Annotated in this window: 15 protein-coding genes; 8 read left to right on the plus strand and 7 right to left on the minus strand. The window is 43.8% G+C overall.

Features of this window, described 5'->3' with window-relative positions; all coding sequences use genetic code 11:
• Positions 1–2 precede the first annotated feature (2 nt).
• Both tilS and HGJ91_RS15955 read right to left on the minus strand, forming a co-directional pair.
• Complete coding sequence (gene tilS, locus HGJ91_RS15950) at positions 3–1115, minus strand: tRNA lysidine(34) synthetase TilS (RefSeq protein WP_291348836.1); 1113 nt, start codon at positions 1113–1115, stop codon at positions 3–5.
• Positions 1081–1938 (minus strand): 1,4-dihydroxy-6-naphthoate synthase, encoded by an 858-nt coding sequence (locus HGJ91_RS15955; RefSeq protein ID WP_291348837.1) that lies wholly within the window; start codon positions 1936–1938, stop codon positions 1081–1083. Before HGJ91_RS15955 ends, tilS begins: the two co-directional genes overlap by 35 nt.
• Before the next feature lie 141 nt (positions 1939–2079).
• On the opposite strand from HGJ91_RS15955, the gene uvrA reads away from it, so the two are divergent.
• Together uvrA and HGJ91_RS15965 are read left to right on the plus strand one after the other, a co-directional pair.
• Positions 2080–4998: an excinuclease ABC subunit UvrA gene (uvrA, locus tag HGJ91_RS15960; protein ID WP_291348838.1), complete on the plus strand. Its 2919-nt coding sequence runs from the start codon at positions 2080–2082 to the stop codon at positions 4996–4998.
• A 9-nt stretch (positions 4999–5007) separates the two neighbouring features.
• A complete protein-coding gene (locus HGJ91_RS15965; protein ID WP_291348839.1) occupies positions 5008–5763 on the plus strand; it encodes a phytochelatin synthase family protein in 756 nt (251 codons plus the stop codon).
• Between the two features lie 46 nt (positions 5764–5809).
• Here HGJ91_RS15965 and HGJ91_RS15970 read toward each other — a convergent pair whose 3' ends face one another.
• Together HGJ91_RS15970 and HGJ91_RS15975 are read right to left on the minus strand one after the other, a co-directional pair.
• Entirely contained in the window at positions 5810–6256 is a 447-nt protein-coding gene (locus tag HGJ91_RS15970; RefSeq protein ID WP_291348840.1) for a CGGC domain-containing protein, read from the minus strand.
• 40 nt (positions 6257–6296) lie between these two features.
• On the minus strand, positions 6297–7226 hold the full coding sequence (locus HGJ91_RS15975) for an ARMT1-like domain-containing protein (protein WP_291348841.1): 930 nt from the start codon (positions 7224–7226) through the stop codon (positions 6297–6299).
• 249 nt (positions 7227–7475) lie between these two features.
• Between HGJ91_RS15975 and HGJ91_RS15980 the strand changes: the two genes are divergently transcribed.
• The 4 genes from HGJ91_RS15980 to HGJ91_RS15995 all read left to right on the plus strand — a co-directional run bounded on the left by HGJ91_RS15980 (position 7476) and on the right by HGJ91_RS15995 (position 12825).
• Positions 7476–8717 carry an exonuclease SbcCD subunit D C-terminal domain-containing protein gene (locus HGJ91_RS15980; protein WP_291348842.1) on the plus strand — a complete coding sequence of 414 codons (1242 nt, stop codon included), beginning with the start codon at positions 7476–7478 and terminating at the stop codon, positions 8715–8717.
• Between the two features lie 11 nt (positions 8718–8728).
• A complete protein-coding gene (locus tag HGJ91_RS15985; RefSeq protein WP_291348843.1) occupies positions 8729–11980 on the plus strand; it encodes an AAA family ATPase in 3252 nt (1083 codons plus the stop codon).
• Between the two features lie 120 nt (positions 11981–12100).
• Positions 12101–12307 carry a DUF2283 domain-containing protein gene (locus tag HGJ91_RS15990; RefSeq protein WP_291348844.1) on the plus strand — a complete coding sequence of 69 codons (207 nt, stop codon included), beginning with the start codon at positions 12101–12103 and terminating at the stop codon, positions 12305–12307.
• A 26-nt stretch (positions 12308–12333) separates the two neighbouring features.
• Entirely contained in the window at positions 12334–12825 is a 492-nt protein-coding gene (locus tag HGJ91_RS15995) for a DUF3795 domain-containing protein (protein WP_291348845.1), read from the plus strand.
• Between the two features lie 75 nt (positions 12826–12900).
• Here HGJ91_RS15995 and HGJ91_RS16000 read toward each other — a convergent pair whose 3' ends face one another.
• Together HGJ91_RS16000 and HGJ91_RS16005 are read right to left on the minus strand one after the other, a co-directional pair.
• Positions 12901–14079 (minus strand): thiolase family protein, encoded by a 1179-nt coding sequence (locus tag HGJ91_RS16000; protein WP_291348846.1) that lies wholly within the window; start codon positions 14077–14079, stop codon positions 12901–12903.
• A gap of 15 nt (positions 14080–14094) precedes the next feature.
• Positions 14095–16503 (minus strand): 3-hydroxyacyl-CoA dehydrogenase/enoyl-CoA hydratase family protein, encoded by a 2409-nt coding sequence (locus HGJ91_RS16005; protein WP_291348847.1) that lies wholly within the window; start codon positions 16501–16503, stop codon positions 14095–14097.
• A 315-nt stretch (positions 16504–16818) separates the two neighbouring features.
• On the opposite strand from HGJ91_RS16005, the gene HGJ91_RS16010 reads away from it, so the two are divergent.
• Together HGJ91_RS16010 and HGJ91_RS16015 are read left to right on the plus strand one after the other, a co-directional pair.
• Positions 16819–17868 carry a phenyltransferase domain-containing protein gene (locus HGJ91_RS16010; protein WP_291348848.1) on the plus strand — a complete coding sequence of 350 codons (1050 nt, stop codon included), beginning with the start codon at positions 16819–16821 and terminating at the stop codon, positions 17866–17868.
• Entirely contained in the window at positions 17865–18587 is a 723-nt protein-coding gene (locus HGJ91_RS16015; protein ID WP_291348849.1) for a DapH/DapD/GlmU-related protein, read from the plus strand. The genes HGJ91_RS16010 and HGJ91_RS16015 overlap by 4 nt, the downstream gene beginning before the upstream one ends.
• Before the next feature lies 1 nt (position 18588).
• Here HGJ91_RS16015 and HGJ91_RS16020 read toward each other — a convergent pair whose 3' ends face one another.
• Positions 18589–19503: an AEC family transporter gene (locus tag HGJ91_RS16020; protein ID WP_291348850.1), complete on the minus strand. Its 915-nt coding sequence runs from the start codon at positions 19501–19503 to the stop codon at positions 18589–18591.
• Between the last annotated feature and the right edge of the window lie 113 nt (positions 19504–19616).

Here is a 19616-nt window from a genome sequence, read left to right on the forward strand (position 1 = left end):
CCTTATTTTTTCTTTGCCATCCGCCTTAATTGTTTCTCTTTTTTTCCGATTTCCCGCAAAGTTTCATCTTCTTTTTTGATGATAATGACATCCTTGTCCTTGTAGACTCTGATTTGGCCAGGCAGGTCCAGACTGAGGCCTGAAGGCTTATTAAAACAAAAGTCAACAATATCATTTATATGGGCAAGAGAAATACGCTTTAAATCTTTTTTGACTGTTTTGATCGCCTTTCTCAACACCCGGTTTAAAAGAGCCGGGTGAAGGTTTGACATCAAGGTTTTTGAAAATGCAAGGTACGAAGCCTCTGTTTTGATCAGACATTTATTAAATTGTCTTTTGGTTTCAGAATCCCAAAACGCTTCTTCCTGTCTTAATATATTGCTCAACCTGTCCAACGCATCAGCAATTTCGGGATTGTATTCCGACTGAAGATGAGGAAGCAGTTCGTGCCTGATCTTATTTCTTAAATATATCGTATCCTGATTTGAAGAATCAAATACGCAGGTTTGTTTTTTAAGCTTTAAAAAATCAAGGATCTTACTTTTAGACACCCGGATCAAGGGTCTGATATATCTGCCGTTCCTTAAGGGCGGGATTCCTGAAAGCCCTTTGGGGCCAGCCCCCCTTAAGAGATTCATCAATACCAGTTCGGCATTATCGTCCTTGTTGTGACCCAGGGCAATTTTTGTGTATCCATGGTTTTTTGCAATAAATTCAAAAAATTGATACCTGGCTTCCCGGCCGGCCTCTTCAACGGATAATCGATGCTTTTTTGCATAAGCCGTTACATTCTTTTGTCTTTCATGGAACAGCAGACCCAGCTTATGGGCAAGTTCTTTGACAAAGGCCTCATCTCTTAAGGAGTCTTCTCCCCGAAGCATGTGGTTCAGGTGGGCAATGCCTATTTTTATGGCATATTTTTCTTTAAGGGCCAACAGAGCCAACACCAGGGCAACAGAATCCGGGCCGCCGGATACTGCCACCAGGATCGTATCTTTATTTTCAAGCATCCCAAAGTCTGAAATGGTTTTGGCAATGGTGTTGATGAAATCTTTTTGTATGTGTTTTTTATCGTTCATATCAGCAGGCAAACAGAGAATTTCCGGATTTTTCAATTAATCCTGAAGCCCGGGCTTTTTTAAAAAATGTGGTAATGGCAGCCTCTCCTTTCTCCCCGATATCTTTTGAAAAATCATTTACATAGAGTCCGATATGCTGTTGGATCACATCTTCATCCAGTTCCTGGGCATAGGTTTGAATATAATCATAGGCCATGCCAGGGTTTGAAAATGCATGGTCAATGCTTTGCCTGATCAGTTGCTGGATGTCGCAGACAACCGCAGGATCAATATCGCGCTTAATGGCTATACAGCCCAATGGAATGGGCAGGGATGTTTTGTCTTCCCACCATTGACCAAGATCTATTTTTAATTCAAGCCCCATGGTTTGATAGACAAACCGTCCTTCATGGATAATCACACCAAAGTCCGCCCTTTTTTCAATCACAGCCGGCATAACTTTTTCAAATGGCATGGGAATGATGTCTGTGTCCATACCGGCAAAGAGATCATCCATGTAAAACCTGAAAAGATGGTAAGCGGTTGTCCCAAGACCCGGAACGGCAATTATTGGTTTATTTTTGTCATCTATGGATCGCCCGGCAAGAGAGATAATCAGCGGGCCGCAGCCCATTCCCAGGGCAGACCCGGTCCGTAACAGAGCATATTCATCCAAAAGGCTCCCAAATGCGGCAAAAGACAGTTTGGTAATATCGTATGCGCCTTTGGCAGCTTTCTGGTTCAGGGTTTCCACATCCTCAAGCACAATGTCAAAGGCATATCCGTGAAGGTCAATCAACTGCCTGGCAATGGCCTTAAAAATAAAGGTGTCATTGGGGCAGCTTGAATATGCCAGGCTGTATGTCTGATTTGGTTTCATCTCTTTGTTATTATCAAATGGGGAGGTATAAAAGCAATTTGATTTTTAATATTCTATAACTTTACTTTTATCCTGCCATGCTTATCATTTTTCAATGTTGGAGTGAATGGAAAAAGGTATGTCAGGAGTAGGAACAAGCGCATGGAAAACGGCAGTTCGATAAGTTTATCAACGGTTCAGATAAATTCAAATTCTAAAGAGCTTGACAGAATCATCGTCAAGGGAGCCAGGGAACATAATCTTAAAAATATTGATATAGACATTCCTAAAAAAAAGATGGTTGTCTTTACCGGGGTGTCAGGGTCGGGTAAGTCAAGTCTTGCCTTTGATACGATTTTTGCCGAAGGTCAGCGGCGATATGTTGAATCCCTTTCCTCTTATGCCCGGCAGTTTATCGGTCAGATGGAAAAGCCAAAGTATGACACTATAAGAGGGCTGTCCCCCACCATTGCCATTGAACAGAAAGCTGCCAGCAAAAATCCCAGATCCACCGTTGGAACCATTACGGAAATTTATGATTATTTAAGGGTATTGTTTGCCCGGGTCGGAACCCAGTATTGCTATAAATGCGGGAAAAAAGTGGGCCGGGGCTATGCCCAGAGTATGGTGTCCCAGATCATGTCATTGCCTGAAGCTTCAAAGATCCTGATCCTTTCCCCCATCGTGGAAAATCGGAAGGGAGAGCACAAAGAAAGACTTGAGGATCTGAAGAAACAAGGGTATGCCCGGGTCAGGGTTGATGGGGTTGTACAGGAGCTTGAAAATGTTCAGACCCTTGCTAAAAATAAGAAGCACCACATAGAAGTTGTGGTGGATCGTCTGAAAATTAAAAACGATAAAAAGTTTGAGAAGCGCCTGACCGACTCCGTGGAAAATGGCCTTAAACTGGGAAGCGGGCAGATCATTGTCCATATACTGGGCAGAGAAGATCTGAAAATGAGTGAGGCTCGATCCTGCTGTGGTATTGCATATCCGGAACTTATTCCGCAGATTTTTTCCTTTAATTCGCCTCTGGGCATGTGTCCGGACTGCAATGGTATCGGAACACTTTTGTCCATGGATGCAGACAAGATCGTGCCGGACAAGGAATTAACTATCCGCCAGGGCGCTGTCATTCCGTGGAAGAATTATTTTATTAAAAAACCACGGTATAACAATGATAATTCCTGGGGAATGAATCAGCTTAAGGCTATGGAACAACAATGGGGCATCAGCTTTGATACGCCATGGAAAAAATTGCCCCAAGAAGATAAAGACCTTCTTTTGTACGGCTCCAAACATAAAGAGATGACCGTAAGCTGGAATTCAGCCAAGATTCAGGGAGAATTCACCAGAACCCATGAGGGATTGATTCATACCCTGATGAGGAGATACAGGGATACTCAGTCTGAAGGGCAGAAAAGATATTATTCCACATTTATGACCGCCAGCACCTGTCCTGCCTGCCAGGGCAAGCGTTTGAAAAATGAGGTGCTGCATGTCCACATCAATAAAAAATCGATTATTGATGTGACGGCCATGACCGTCAGGGAAGCCTTTGATTTTATCAATGGACTGAACCTGGCTGGAAACAAGAAGCTGATTGCCGAAGAACTGCTAAAGGAAATTTCAGACCGGCTCGGTTTCCTGGTGAATGTTGGGCTGGACTATCTCTCCCTTGACAGAAGCGGGCCGACTCTCTCCGGCGGTGAATCCCAGAGAATCAGACTTGCCTCCCAGGTGGGTTCGGAACTTACAGGAGTACTCTATATTTTGGATGAGCCTTCCATCGGCCTCCATCAAAAGGATAATATTAAACTTTTGCATACCCTTCATCATCTGAGGGATATCGGCAATACCCTGATCATTGTGGAACATGACCAGGAAACCATGGAAAAAGCAGACTGGATCGTGGATATCGGTCCCGGGGCAGGGCACCTTGGCGGACAGATCGTGGCCCAGGGCACACCGGATCAGATTAAAGAGAATCCGGCATCCATCACCGGTAAATTTTTAACCGGTAAAGAACAAATAGAAATTCCAAAAAAAAGGAAAAGTCATAAAAGCCGGGAAAGTAAATGGATCACCATTGTCAAGGCATCTGAAAACAACCTGAAAAATGTTACGGCAAAAATACCTCTGGGACTTCTGGTGGCCGTCACTGGCGTGTCAGGGGCCGGAAAATCAACCCTGATTAATCAGATTCTTTATCCGGCTCTGGCAGTCAAACTTCATGACTCCAAGTTGAATGTAGGCCGGTATGATAAAATTAAGGGACTCTCCCATTTGGACAAAATTATTAATATTGACCAGAAACCCATCGGCCGGACCCCTCGAAGCAACCCTGCCACCTACACCAAAGTGTTTGATCATATCCGGGATTTTTATGCCATGCTGCCTGAATCAAAGGCCCGGGGATATAAAAAAGGGCGGTATTCTTTTAATGTCAAGGGCGGCAGGTGCGAAGCCTGTAAAGGCGATGGGCATATTAAAGTGGAAATGCATTTTTTGGCTGATGTATTTGTTCCCTGTGAAGTCTGTAATGGAAAGCGGTTTAACCGGGCAACTCTTGAAATTACCTATAAGGGTCATTCCATTTCAGATATCCTGGAGCTGTCAGTCATGCAGACAAAGGAGCTTTTTGCAAGCCATCCGAAAATTACTCATATCCTGAACACATTAATGGATGTGGGGCTATCATATATCAAGCTCGGACAGGCGGCCACCACACTCTCAGGCGGGGAGGCCCAGAGAATCAAGCTTGCCCGGGAACTTGCCAAAAGGGATACCGGGGAAACCCTTTACCTCCTTGATGAACCCACCACAGGACTTCACTTCAGAGATGTCAGACTCCTTTTAAAAGTTCTTTCACGCTTGACAAAGGCAGGCAATACAGTGATCATTATTGAGCACAATCTGGATGTCATTAAGACAGCAGACTGGATCATTGATCTCGGGCCTGAAGGGGGTAACAGCGGGGGAGAAATTATCGCCGAAGGGCCCCCTGAAATAATTGCAGAATCTTCTAAAAGCTATACCGGGCACTACTTAAAGGAAATTTTAAATGGTGATGAGAAATAAGCGTGCGCCATGGTTTTTTTAAAATGGGTGATCCGCCCGTATCTTTATAGTCATTATTTTTTACAGAAATTCGCGAAGAGAGGGACTTTCGGGGCAGATCAGGCGGTTTATATTCAAAAGCCTTATGAGAATACGGGTAATTTTGTGAAAGACGGATTGTTCAGGTACCATGTTAAGCAATTCCATGAGTCATCCTGTTCTGTGGCATCCATTGTGTCCGTGGTGAATACCCTCCTTGACAGGGAAGGTTCTTTGAACCGAATCCCTGTCACCCAGCAGGATCTGCTTGAAAAGGTGAAAACTGCCCATTGGAAGGAGCGGATGAGTGATACCGGCTATAAAGGACGAAGGGGGCTTCCCCTCCATATGCTTGGTCAGGTTGTCAAAGCCTCGCTTAAGGCTTACAGGATTCCATATCAATCCGTTGAAACTGTTCAGGTAACAGGTGATTCTGTAGTATCAAAAGAGATCAAACAGATACTGCGCTCAAGACTTGAACAATTTGAAACAAAAGGCAATTGTCTGATCATTTCACATTTTGACCAGGGAAGCTTTATACAGGATCTCCACATCCCCCATATCTCCCCGGTGGGCGGGTTTGATCCGGTATCAGGCAAAGTAACTCTCCTTGATGTTGATCCTATTCAGGCCTATCCTTATCAAGTTTCTTTTGATACTTTCTATAAAGGATTGTCAACCAATTACAACATTCTGTTCCGGCATTTCGGATATGGTGAAGGCGGCTATATTTTTATCAGGGTTTAGCCAGTCAAACCATCAAAATACTCAACCCTAGCTTCAGTGACCAGGCTTAGTCGTAACTTGCCCGGGTCTTTTCATCACTCATGGTTGGAGCGACAAGTGGCTCCCATGCCGAGTCCTTCCATGTCCCGAGATGCGTATGCATATCAAGATATTTTTTCGGTATAGGGTGGGTACCTATAACAACCTTGACCCCGTAGCGTTTTTCAAGAAAGGTTTTGAACGTATGGATATAGGGACAGGGAGGATAACCCACCACCAGTCCGGTAGCCAGATGAATAACCTCCGCGCCATTTTTTACCATTTCTTCGCCCGCATATTCTATGTTACCGCCGGGACAACCCTCGCAGGTTGTAAAACCAACCAACTCAACCTCGGTGTCAGTGTATATGCTGAAAGCCCCTTCCTTGTTCCTCATCGCTCGGAAACATTTCCCGCCCGCACAGCGACGGTAGCGATCGCAGATCACTATTCCGATCTTTGCCTTTGAATTCATTTCAACTCCTTTTGTTTCACAGTTATGGCTTTTGCAATTGTCATACGGATTTGTTATTTTTGTGTCCTTGCATCAGCACTAAATTACCTTTTTCCACCTTGGACAAGGCTGCCATATATCCACATTTTATTCTTAATAAAAAGAAAAGCCTTTTATCCGCAGACGGCAATAATGTTTCAAAATTTCCCTGACCCTTGGAAAGTATCACATCTGCTGAAGTAAACAATTTTTGAAATGCTTTGGTTGTTTCAAGAAGAATTGTTCCCGGATAGACACTGCCGCTGGAGATGGTTGAAACAAGACGATCAAGCCCTACTGCTTTGGCATCCTCTAGGGTAGCATCATTAATGATAGGCTTTCCGCGGACTGCTGCTGTTATTTGAAGATTCGGATATTCTCGTTGTATTTCTTTAATAAACAGCATATCAAAAACAATTTCTCCACTATTATCACAGATGTAGAGAAGTGTTGCAGCCCCATTCAGCGCTTGTGTAAACGGTTCAATATCATACCGGGCAAAGGGAATTTTATCAAGAGACTGAAGTTCCCTGTCCAGGTTGAGAGAACCGTGCTGCTTAGCGCCGAAATCAATGATATTCCCTGCCGCTGCAATCTGAAGACCTGCTTTCAGGGGTGCCGCGCTATCGTCTATTTTTTTTTGAAATTTTTCTGCATAGGACAAAGACAAGACATTTGATTTGTCTTTTACCCCCGCATAAATATCAAAATCAAGAGATTCACCGCATTCTTTAATAATCGAGTCTGCCACACGACGAATAATGTGCTGGGCTAAAAGAGGCGTTGTTTTTGATTCCTCCAGACTTGCACTGGCCACATTAAGGACCCGTCTGGTCTGCTCTTTGGAAAGGCCTGCAAAATGTGCTGCCGAGTATGCCTGGGTTTTTATACAGGAATGGCATTCCGTTGGAACATCGGTGATATGGTTTTTATTTTTTGTAATAGTACTCATTGTTCCTCTTGTTTCTAATAATCATCAATTTTATCACATAATGCTTAGCATAATCTGTGTCCAAAAGTCTTGAAAACAATGTTTAAAACAAAAAAATATTAAAGATGATCAAATTTATTGATCCTGAAACAGTCGCTATTTTCATGGGTGCTTGACAAGATATCAAATGATGGCATATATTTTTTCGAATATGAAATACCGGCTAAAAGTGATGTGAATCCCCAAAAAAATTGAAGAGGTAGCGGCTTTATGAAAATTCTTCACACCGCGGACTGGCATATTGGCCGTTCACTATATGGCCGGAAACGATACGATGAATTTTCAGCATTTCTCAACTGGCTGGCAGAATTGATAAAAAAAGAATCTGTCGATGCCCTGCTGGTCAGCGGTGATATTTTTGACACCAGCACCCCCAGTAACCGGGCGCAGGAACTTTATTACCGCTTCCTCTGCAATGTCTCTGCATCGGGCTGCCGCCATGTGGTGATCATTGCGGGCAACCATGATTCCCCTTCTTTTTTAAATGCACCCAAAGAACTGCTGCGGGCTTTGAATGTCCATGTTGTGGGGTCGATTACAGAGAAACCGGAAGATGAGGTTATCCTTCTTTCCGGGCCTTCTGATGTTCCGGAAGCTGTCGTGTGTGCGGTTCCGTATCTGCGGGACCGGGATATCCGGGTTGTAAAGGCTGGTGAAAGCATAGAAGACAAGAATGCCAATCTCATTAAAGGTGTGCAACGCCATTACGCTGATGTCTGTCAGGCTGCCCGGGAAGAACAGAAAAAACATGGGGATATCCCTATCATTGGAATGGGGCACCTTTTTACAGCCGGCGGAAAAACCATCGACGGTGATGGCGTAAGAGAACTTTACGTCGGCTCTCTGGCCCATGTCGGCAAAGATATTTTTCCGGACTGTATAGATTATCTGGCATTGGGGCATCTGCACGTTCCGCAAATAGTTGGGAAAACAGAACATATCCGATACGCAGGCTCACCCATTCCCATGGGGTATGGAGAAGCAAAACAGGAGAAAAGTGTTGTAAGTATTGATTTTAAAAGTTTTGGGAATCCAACCTCCTCTTTAGACATCACACTTCATGCGGTTCCCTGTTTCCAGGCGTTGGAAAGAATATCCGGCGGAATGGATGAAATTATCCAAAGAATAGATGAACTGAAATCCAAAGGAAGTCATGCATGGCTGGAGATTGAGTATACAGGGGATAAGATTGCCGGGAATTTAAGAGAGATTGTCGAAGAGGCGGTTGCAGATACGGGTATGGAGATTCGACGAATAAAAAATAAGCGGGTTATTGAAAAGATCATCAGTCAAACCTGTAAAGAGGAGTTGCTTGATGATCTGGATGTAACCGATGTCTTTAACCGTTTGCTGGATACCTGTGAAGTGGCACTGGATGAACGCCCGGCGCTGATTCAGGCCCATCAGGAGATCGTCACATCCCTTCATGAAGAAGATACAAATGCGGAATAAAGAGGTTGATCATGAGAATCCTTGAGCTTAGATTTAAAAATCTCAATTCGCTATACGGGGAGTGGGGTATTGATTTTACGACCCCCGAGTATGTTTTTGACGGTATCTTTGTCATTACAGGCCCTACCGGTGCGGGAAAGTCAACCATTCTCGATGCCATCTGTCTTGCCCTTTACGGCAAAACACCGCGATTAAAAACCATTACCAAAAGCAGCAACGAGATCATGTCCCGGCAAACCGGGGAATGTTTTGCTGAAGTGATTTTTGAAACCCGGACAGGAAAGTTCCGGTCTCACTGGAGCCAGCGCAGAGCCTATCAAAAGGCTGACGGTAAACTGGGCGAATCAAAACATGAGATATCAGATGCGGTCACCGGCCAGATCCTGGAGTCAAAGAAACGGGATGTTGCCGTCAGGATTGAACAGGAAACCGGTATGGATTTTGACCGGTTTACCCGTTCCATGCTCCTGGCCCAGGGAGGGTTTGCAGCATTTCTTGCAGCCACGCCGGATGAAAGAGCACCCATTCTTGAACAGATTACCGGCACCACAATTTACAGTGACATTTCAAAGCGGGTTCATGAGCGTCAGCGGGAAGAACATAGTAAGCTTGAATTGCTTCAGGCCCAAACTGCCGGGATAGCCATTTTAAGTGATGAAGATGAAGCTGCATTCGATCAGGAACTTATCGGAAAGCAGAAGATTGAAAAGGAACAAAGTCAAAAAAATGATGAATTGGGAAAATTCATTCTGTGGCTGACAGGAATTGATACATTGAAAGCCGAGCTGTCTGAAATTAATAAGGAATCAGAGGGCCTGTCAAATGACTTAAAGGCGTTTGAGGTTGACAGGGTAAAATTACAAAAGGCAAAAAAGGCGACAGAACTGGACAGTGACTATGCAACCCTGGTGTCGAAAAGGCAGCAGCAGCAGCTTGACCTTACGGCTTTGGCAGATTCACAGGATTTACTTCCTGACCAGGAAAAAAAACTGGGGTTAAAAGAAACAGATTTCAATAAAGCCCAGGAAGCTCTGGCTAACGTTAAAGAAGAACAGAAAAGCGAATTTGCAAAAATTCAAAAGGTCAGAGCGCTTGATCTTCAGATTTCACAGAAGAGGTCTCTTTTAAAAACCGCCGGTTCAGATTGCCGGAAGATTGAAACCCGGGCTTCTAAAAAAACAGAGCAACGGCAAAAGGCAGAATCCAGTCAAAAGGCGGCAGATAAAGAACTTTCCGGGGTAGAAGACTATCTGTCAGCCAATGCCCGTGATGCCGCGCTTGTTACAGAACTGACAGGGATCAATGAGCAGATTAAGAATCTGCAGAGATCAATGACCCATATTCTGGCAATAGACAGCCAGGCTGCGGAGTTAAGAAAACAGTTTGCAACAAATACTGCCCATCACAAGAGACAAATGGAGGTATGCTATAAACGCGAAGAAACGCATGAGACCGGCAAAAAAGTGGTGTTGCAGACAGGCAGGGCCATTGCAAAACTGTTAGGCGACCGCATGCTGCCGGACTATCGGACTGAACGTGACGGTCTTTTGCGTGAAATGGCGTACCTGGGAAAGATTGCAAGTCTTGAAGAGGAACGGGAAAAATTGGAGGATGGCAAATCATGCCCATTATGCGGATCTTTGAACCATCCCTTTGCTCAAGGCAATGTTCCCCAAACAGATGAGATCCAAGAAAAAATCAACAAACTGTCCAGCCTGATTCGAAAAGCAGAGCAGCTTGAAAATGACCTGAAAGAACACGAATCCAAAGAAAAGACAGCCGGGTTAGCACTGGCTGAAGCTGAAAAACAACTGGTTCAGGCGTTGCATAGGAAAAATGAATCCCGGGCAAATGTTCTGCGCTCTGAAAAAGACCTGCAGGCAGCATCCCAAAAATCTGTTGAATTGAAAGATAAAGTTATTTCAAACCTGGAACCATTCGCCATAAAAGAGATCCCGGATGCCGGTCTTGATTCTGTTTCAGAATGGCTTGGCGCCCGGCAGAAAAACTGGCAGGATCATCAAAAAAAGAAGGCTGAAATCGAAAAGAATCTAAGCGAACTGACAGCAAAGACAAAAAGTCATGATGCGATTTTAACAACCCTTGACGAATCTCTCAGGGAAAATCAGACGCTTCTTAAAGTCCATCAAAAAGATCTTGAAAACCTGGAAAACAACCGTAAAGAGCTGTATGGCCGGAAAAATCCGGATACAGAAGAATCCCGGATGGAAGACCGGGTTTTAAAAGCAGAAAAATCTGAAAAAGCCGCAAGAAAGAGCCGGGATAAGATAAAACAGCAATTAAATGAGTTAAAAACACGCATCGCCGCTTTAAGGGAAAACACAGCCGGAAGAAAGCCTGAGCTGGATAACCTTGAGTCCTCTTTTAAAATTATCTGCAAAAAAGCCGGGTTTAAAGATGAGCCGATATTTATTTCATTTCGGCTCTCTTTTGATGAAAGAAGAAAGTTAAACCAGAGAGCCAGGGCATTAGATGAAAAACAGACTGACATTGCCACCCGGAAAAAAGACCGGGAAACCAGGCTTGATCAGGAAACAGCCAGAAAGATAACGGATGTATCCCTTGATATCCTGAAAAAGGATCAGGCGAAAATCCGGGAAAGCCTGAAGACCCTTGGCGAACAAGTCGGCGCCATAAAACAGAAACTTTCAGACAACACAAGTGCAAAGGTTAAGCTTCAACAGAAAATACAATTAATAAATGCCCAGAAAACAGAACTATCAAGATGGGATGCACTGCATTCATTGATCGGGTCTGCGGACGGGAAAAAATATAGAAATTTTGCCCAGGGGATCACATTTGAATTAATGGTATCCCACGCAAATAAACAGCTTGAAAAAATGTCGGATCGTTATCTGCTTATCCGTGATGAAAAGCAACCTTTGGAATTGAACATCGTGGATGATTACCAGGCAGGGGAAATTCGATCCACAAAAAACCTTTCAGGTGGCGAAAGTTTTATCGTCAGCCTGTCTCTTGCCCTGGGACTGTCCAATATGGCCAGCCGCAATGTCCGTGTGGATTCACTTTTTCTTGATGAGGGATTCGGCACTTTAGACGAGGATGCTTTGGAAACCTCTCTGGAAGCACTTTCCGGCCTGCATCAGAAAGGCAAACTGATTGGTGTTATCTCTCATGTTCCCGCCTTGAAAGAAAGAATCGGAACACAGATAAACATCATGCCCATATCCGGCGGTAAAAGCCATATCACTGGGCCTGGCTGCAAAACCGCGCAGACCTGACCCATCAACTTGAGCTTTAGAGCAGGACGTAATTTGGGTTGACTTTCCAGGGGATTGCTCTAATATCGAAAGAAATGAGCAATCGCTTTTTTTGATCGGTCATTTAAGGAGGATTAAGGTATGAAAGTAAAATATTTTTCTGATACAGACACAGCGCATATGGAATTTACGGATAAGAATGTCTATGAAACAAAAGAGATCAGTGAAAATATCTATATAGACATCGATGAAAAAGGCAATATCGTGAACATGACAATTGAACATGCAAAAACCAATGCAGGACTGTGGGAATTTTCATATCAGGAAATGTCTCATCAAGCTGTATAAAATGGCAAACACCAGCTTGGAGGAATATGAAAATTAATCCGGATTTTATTTCACCTTGTGGGCTTTACTGCGGTGTCTGTGCCGTTTACATGGCACATCGTGATAATAATCAAAAATTTAAGGAGGGCTTGGCCCGGCTTTACAGGGGGGAAGTTCCCGGCAAAGGCACACTTCCTAACAGTGAAAATATTTCAGCAGAAGATATTCGATGCAAAGGCTGCTTATCAGATGATTTGTTTATGCATTGCAATCAGTGTGAAATCAGGGACTGTACAAGAGAGAAAGGATATACCGGATGTCATCAATGCGATGAATTTCCCTGCCAGCACATTGAAAATTTTCCCATGGCTATTGGAAAAAAGGTTATTTTGCGGGCTGTTCCCTATAGACGAGAAGTTGGTACTGAAAAATGGATTCAAGATGAAGAAGCCCGCTATATTTGTCCTGAATGCGGCAATAAAGTTTTCCGGGGTGTTGTAAACTGCAATCAGTGTAAAGCAAAGTTGGATCTGGACTAATGTGCCTTTAAAAGGGGCTGTTTCCGCAATTAGATAGGAAACAACCCCTTTTGTTTAGAACAAGGAGGGTGTAAATTATAGTCTTTCGAATATGGCTGCAGCGCCCATGCCGCCGCCAATGCACATGGAAACAATACCGTATTTCCCCTTCACTTCCTTGAGGTTGGCAAGACAGGTGGCTGTCAGTTTTGCACCGGTACATCCCAGAGGATGACCCAATGCGATTGCGCCCCCGTGGATATTGATTCTGTCCATGTACTTTTCAAGACCCAGCTCCCTGATACAGTATATGGCCTGGGAAGCAAAGGCTTCATTGATTTCATAAATATCAATATCATCAATAGTAAGTCCTGCCTGTTTAAGAACTTTTGGAATGGCATAGAGGGGCCCCACGCCCATTTCATCGGACTTGCAGCCTATCGTTGTGTAGGAAACAAGTTTTGCAATGGGTTCAAGCCCTAACTCATCACATTTTTCTTTTGATGCGATAATGGTTGCAGCTGCCCCGTCTGTTGTCTGGGAGGAGTTTCCTGCTGTAACGCTGCCAGTGGCAGAAAAAACTGTCCGAAGTTTTCCAAGCCCTTCAGCTGTAGATACCCTGATACCGTCATCGTGTTCAACAATGAAGGTTTCTTTTTTATATGTTCCATCCGGCTGTTTGACGTAGTTAGAGGCAGGTGTGGGCACGATTTCCGTAAACAGGCCGTTGTCCCTTGCTCTGGCGGCTTTTGCCTGGGAATTTGCAGCAAACTTATCCTGGTCTTCCCGGGATACAGTGTATCGGGAGGCAACATTTTCTGCCGTAATTCCCATGGAAATATAGTTTTCCGGGTGGATACTGGAATATTCAGGATGAGGCCGGGGAAGGTTTCCGCCCATGGGAACAAAGGTCATGGATTCAACACCCGCCCCCATGGTCACGTCTGACCACCCCATCTGGACTCTTGCAGTTGCAAGGGCAATGGCCTCAAGACCGGATGCACAGAACCTGTTAACGGTTGCACCGGATACTTTTTCGGGAAATCCGGCCATTTGGGATGCAACCCTGCCTATGTTGAGACCTTGTTCGGCTTCAGGAAAGGAGCAGCCGACCATGACATCATCGAAATGGTCAAATTCAAGGTTTTTAGTTTTTGCAACGGCTGATTTCATGATAAAGGTTATCAATTCTTCAGGCCGTGTCTGGTTGAACAGCCCTCTTTTTTGTTTGCAGCCAGGGGTTCTGACCGATTGTACAATATATGCATCTTGCATGATTTAGGTCCTCCTTTAGTTTCTAAGTGGTCTGCCTGTTGTAAGCATGTGATCGATTCTTGCAATGGTTTTTTCTTCTTTGCTAAAGTCAATAAATGCTTCTCTTTCAAGTTTCAGGATGGTGTCTTCATCAACGCTGCTTCCCACTTTTACTTCCCCTCCACTCATCACATAGGCAATTCGTTTGGCAAGGAATGCATCATAATCACTCATGAACTTGCCATTGAGCATGTTGAAAATTTCCGCATTCACCATACCCTGGCCCGCATCTCCCATAACAATAAGGCCTTGTCTGGCAGGCGGTACATATCCGTCATCAACCATTTTAAGGACTTCTTTTTTGGCTTCACCAATAAGGTTGTCACGGTTAAATACGATCCTGTCCGCCTGACCCAGGAACCCATTACCCACTGCCTGGGCAGCAGACATGGAAACAGCCGCCATTCCGATTTTCATAAAGGCGGGGACAAAGAATTTAGCCAGATCTGTATCTTTTGCTGTTTTGGCCGGAAGAGCATTGATATATTTTTTCCACAGGTTCATGGTTCCGCCGCCTGCCGGAAGAAGGCCCACACCGATTTCCACAAGCCCCATATAAAGTTCTGAATGGGCAACGATTCTGTCAGCCCCCAGACAGGTTTCACACCCGCCGCCAAGCACCATACCATAAGGGGCGGCAACAACCGGGAAGGCAGAATATTTAGTCTTTTGAATGCCATCCTGGGCTTTTTTCAGAAAGGCATCCATTTCAGCATATTTTTTGTCATGACAGAGTTTTGAAATAAAGCCAAGATCAGCCCCTGCTGAGAATGCGCCCGGCATGCCACCGGCTTCATTGCCGATGACAAGCCCTGCCCCGTTTTTATCCACATAATCAAGGGCAACACCTATGGAATCAACAATCTCTTCATTGATGGCATTCATTTTTGTATGAAATTCAATACAGAAGACATCATCACCGATGTCCACGAGGCTGGCGGAGTTGTTTTCCATAACGGTTTTATTGTTGCCTTTAGCCGCTGCAATGGAAACCATATTTTTAGCGACAGGAACTTCTTTGTAAGAAGCAGAAGCAAAATCATAAAAGTATTTAATTCCGTTTTCCAGTTTATAAAAGCAGGTGTTTCCTTTTTCCAGCATCTTTTTTACATTGGATGGAACATCAAGGCCTTCTTTTTCTATCCGATCGACAGCTTCTTTAACACCATAGGCATCCCAGAGTTCAAAGGGTCCCATTTCAAAGTTGTACCCCCACTTCATGGAATTGTCGATTTCAATAATGGTATCGGCGATTTCAGGAACCCTGTTGGCAGCATACAAAAAACTGTTGGCAGCCATTTTCCAGGCAAACTTGGCACCTTTGTCATCCCCTTTGAGAACACAGGCTATTTTTTCTTTTAAGGTGGTTTTTTTCTTTGCTTCATCAATACAGGGAAAACTGGGCCTTACCAGGTCTTCATATTCCATGGTAGAGGGATTGAGCACTTTTCTGAGTTTTTTCCATTTCGGGGTCAGCTCGGTTTTATAAAAACCTGCCTGGGTCTTGTTACCCAGAAGATTTTTATCTGCCATTTTCCCAATAAATTCAGGAAGGATCAAAGCTTCTCTCTGCTCATCATCCGGACACAGTTCATAGGAGTTTTTGCAGACATGGATGACGGTATCCAGACCCACTAGGTCAACTGTTTTAAAGATGGCGGTTCTAGGACGGCCAAGCGCCGGGCCGAAGATGGCATCCACTTCAGGGATAGTCATTCCCTCTTCAACCATGGCTTTCATAATGGCCCCAATACCCTGGATACCGATCCGGTTGCCCACAAAGTTGGGGGTATCTTTTGCCCAGACAATACCTTTGCCCAGATTTTTCTCACCAAATGCGGCAATGAATTCAAGAATCTCAGGAAGGGTATCTGAACCGGGGATCAGCTCAAGAAGGTGCATATAGCGAACCGGGTTAAAAAAGTGGGTCCCCATAAAATGTTCTTTGAATTCTTTGGAAAAGCCTTCACAAATATCCTGCAGAGGAATACCGGATGTGTTTGTGGTAACAATGGAACCGGGCTTTCTATATTTTTCGACTTTTGTGAAAAGATCTCTTTTGATCCCAAGGTTTTCAACAACCACTTCAATGATCCAGTCGCATTCAGAAATTTTTTCAATATCATCATCAAGGTTTCCAATGGAAATAAGCCCGGCATCTTTTTTGTTGAAAAACAAAGATGGGGCCGAGGTCAGTGCCGCATCCAATCCTGCTTTTACTATCCGGTTACGGGCAGTTGGGTCATTTTTTTCTTCATCTTTTAAATCAAATGGAACAATATCCAATAGCTGCACCTTTACACCGGCGCCGGCAAGAAGGGCAGCAATACCGCCTCCCATAATTCCGGACCCGATAATTGCGGCCTTCCTGACTTTTCTTATCATGATTTTCTCCTAGTTCAAGGGTTGTTATCAAAATTATGAATGAGCATTCATTTTTGATTAACAGATAATCATCGGAAATGTCAAGAAAAATTATTCAAAAAAACAGATGGGTTTATCCGAAAAATTTTCATTCAATTTCAAACTGTTAGATATATTGGCTTTTCAAAGTTGAGTACCTCGATAGATCATTTAATAAAAATAAAATAATATGAATACTCATTCATGAATAAATGCTCATGTTCCTTGTAATAAATTGATGTGCCTGATAATATGAAGCTGTAATTTTTAAGGATATTTGTTGATCGGAGACATTTGATGGTGCTAAAAGACCCCAGGATTAAATCTTCTGATACCCTGAACATCGACTCAGTTACCAGTTTTATTTTATCCCTTCAAAGGGAATCCGGAGACATCCCCTGGCATTTGGATGGAAAAACAGATCCCTGGGATCTTATTGAAACGATTATGGGATTGAATATTGGAAAAAGTTTTGATGCGTCATATCGCGCATTTGAGTGGCTCAAAAATATGCAAAACCCCGATGGTTCCTGGTACTCTTCCTATATCAACGGGAAACCCGGGGACCGAACCTGTGAAACCCATATGGCAGCCTATATCTCAGTAGGGCTTTTTCATACCTGGTTGATGAATAAAGATACACTGCTTCTTGAAAAGATGTGGCTGACAATGGAAAAAGGAGTCGATTATGCCATCAGCCTGCAGATAAAAGGCGGGGAGATCTATTGGGCCAAAAGCCCTGCCGGCAAGGTTGATCCCATGTCTCTTCTGGCAGGCTCAAGTTCCATTTTCATGAGCTTGAAATGTGCTTTGGCGATTGCAGGCATCCTTGGAAAGCGCAAAATTTCATGGGAGAGGTCCTTTGACAAACTTGGCAAATCTATCCGGGAAAATATCCATAATTATAATGTCAGCAAATCCAGGTTTTCCATGTACTGGTTTTACCCCATATTAAGCGGGGCACTGACAGGAGAAAGAGCAGAACACAGAATTGAAAAATACTGGAATAAATATGTCATAGAAGGACAGGGGGCAAGGTGTGTATCTGATCAACCCTGGGTGACCATTGCTGAAACATCGGAGCTCGTGCTTGCCCTGTATGGTATGGGACATATGGAAAAAGCCGCAATAGTCTTCTCCTGGATTCAGAACAGAATGTATGATGATAAAACATTCTGGTGTGGGTACACCTATCCTGATATGGTGATATGGCCGGAAGAAAAGATTTCCTGGACCAATGCGGTGGTTCTTATGGCAGCAGATGCAGTATACGCGTTAACGCCTGCATCTGGCCTTTTTTGCCACAGGTTATGGGATGGATTTGTTTATACGGATCTTGTCAATTGATAAAAGATTATCGACCCTATTATATTAAAAAAGCCTGGTACAGGCTCCAGCACCTCTATATTCGCCATAAGCTTTCTCCTCAGTTGAAATCCCTTGGAAAATATCCGTTCATAGTCAAACCCTGGCACATTGAAATATTTGGTGGGCCTGTCAGTATCGGGGACAATATTACCCTTTTGGGATGTTCTGATAAAAAGACCCGGTTGACGGTCTGGTCGGATAAAAAAAATATCAACGGAATCACGATCGGTGATCATGTTTTGATCTCCCCCGGCGTCAGGATCAGCGCTGCCAGCAGCATATCCATTGCAGACTCCTGCATGCTGGCAAGTCATGTCTATATTACCGATTCAGACTGGCATGGCATTTATGACAGGTCCATGCCATCTAAAGAGGTCAGCCATGTGATTCTTGAAGAAAACGTATGGGTTGGAGACAGTGCGATCATCTGTAAAGGGGTGACCATTGGAAAAAACAGTATTATCGGTGCAGGGTCTGTGGTCACTTCAGATATTCCCGCCAATGTGATTGCAGCCGGAAATCCTGTTAAAATTATTAAACAACTTGACCCGTCTAAACCCATCATTACACGGAAAGACAGGTTTTCAGATACCGAGAAAATGACGCATGCCCTTGAATCGGCAGAGAAAGAATTCCTTGAAGGCAATACATTTTTGGGATGGATCAAATCATTCTTTGTACCGGAAAAGAACGTTTAATTCAAATTAAAAGCACAACAGACAGTGAAATAAAAGAGAGCAGGGTTGACAGCATGATTGCAGCAGAAGCAAGCTGGGTATCACTGTTCAACTGGGCTGAAAGAACATATATGGCCGTGGAGGTCGGCAGGGTGAAAAAAATCATACCGGCTTTGAAGGCAATTCCGGTAACAGAAAATGTTTTTAAAATAAAAAATCCAATTATCGGCAGAATCAGTATTTTCAGCATAGATGCAATCAAAGAAATTTTGGTGTTGTGTTTGAGTCCTGCAAGACTCAGTGACCCCCCAATGGAAATCAGGGCCAAAGGCATGGTGACAGAGGTCATGAGACTGAAAGTATTGTCAATAAAGACAGGAAAAGAAGCTTGTGATCTGGAAAAAAGGATCCCCGCAGCACACCCAAGAATCAAAGGATTGGAAATCAATGCCTTTAAAAGATACGTGAAGTTTTGTCCCAGGCTTCCCTTTTTCCCGGAATGCCAGATCAATGTGGAAACTGCCAGTACATTAATAATGGGGATGACAAATCCGATGAGGATGCCAAAGTATCGGATACCTGATTCTCCAAGGGCGTTCATGACAATGGCCATGCCAATATAAGTGTTAAACCGGTAACATGCCTGGGAAAAGGAACCCGCCTGAAAATTTGTGATATGAAACAACCGGATGGCGAAAAGACTTAAGAGATAGACAATGAGAACTGCTATAATGGCAGCTGCACATAAATTAACACTGACGCCCTTGTCCGGGGCTGAGGTTCCAATTTTCCAGAACAGCATGACAGGGAAAAAAATAAAGTATACCAGTTTATCTGAGGTTTTCAAAAAGGTCTTATTGGTAATGCCAAGGTGTTTGAGAAGGCTGCCAAGAAAAAGCAGTGTAAATATCGGGAATATGGCATTCAGGACGGTCATTGCCTTAAAATATGGAAGTTTTGCAAATTTTGCAAATGAATAATTTATGGTTATTATTAAATGAATACTGCAGTGAGCGCCAATGTGTTGCCCTGAACATATTTTTAGGAGGC

The sequence above is a fragment of the Desulfobacula sp. genome (assembly GCF_014237455.1).
Classification (GTDB): domain Bacteria; phylum Desulfobacterota; class Desulfobacteria; order Desulfobacterales; family Desulfobacteraceae; genus Desulfobacula.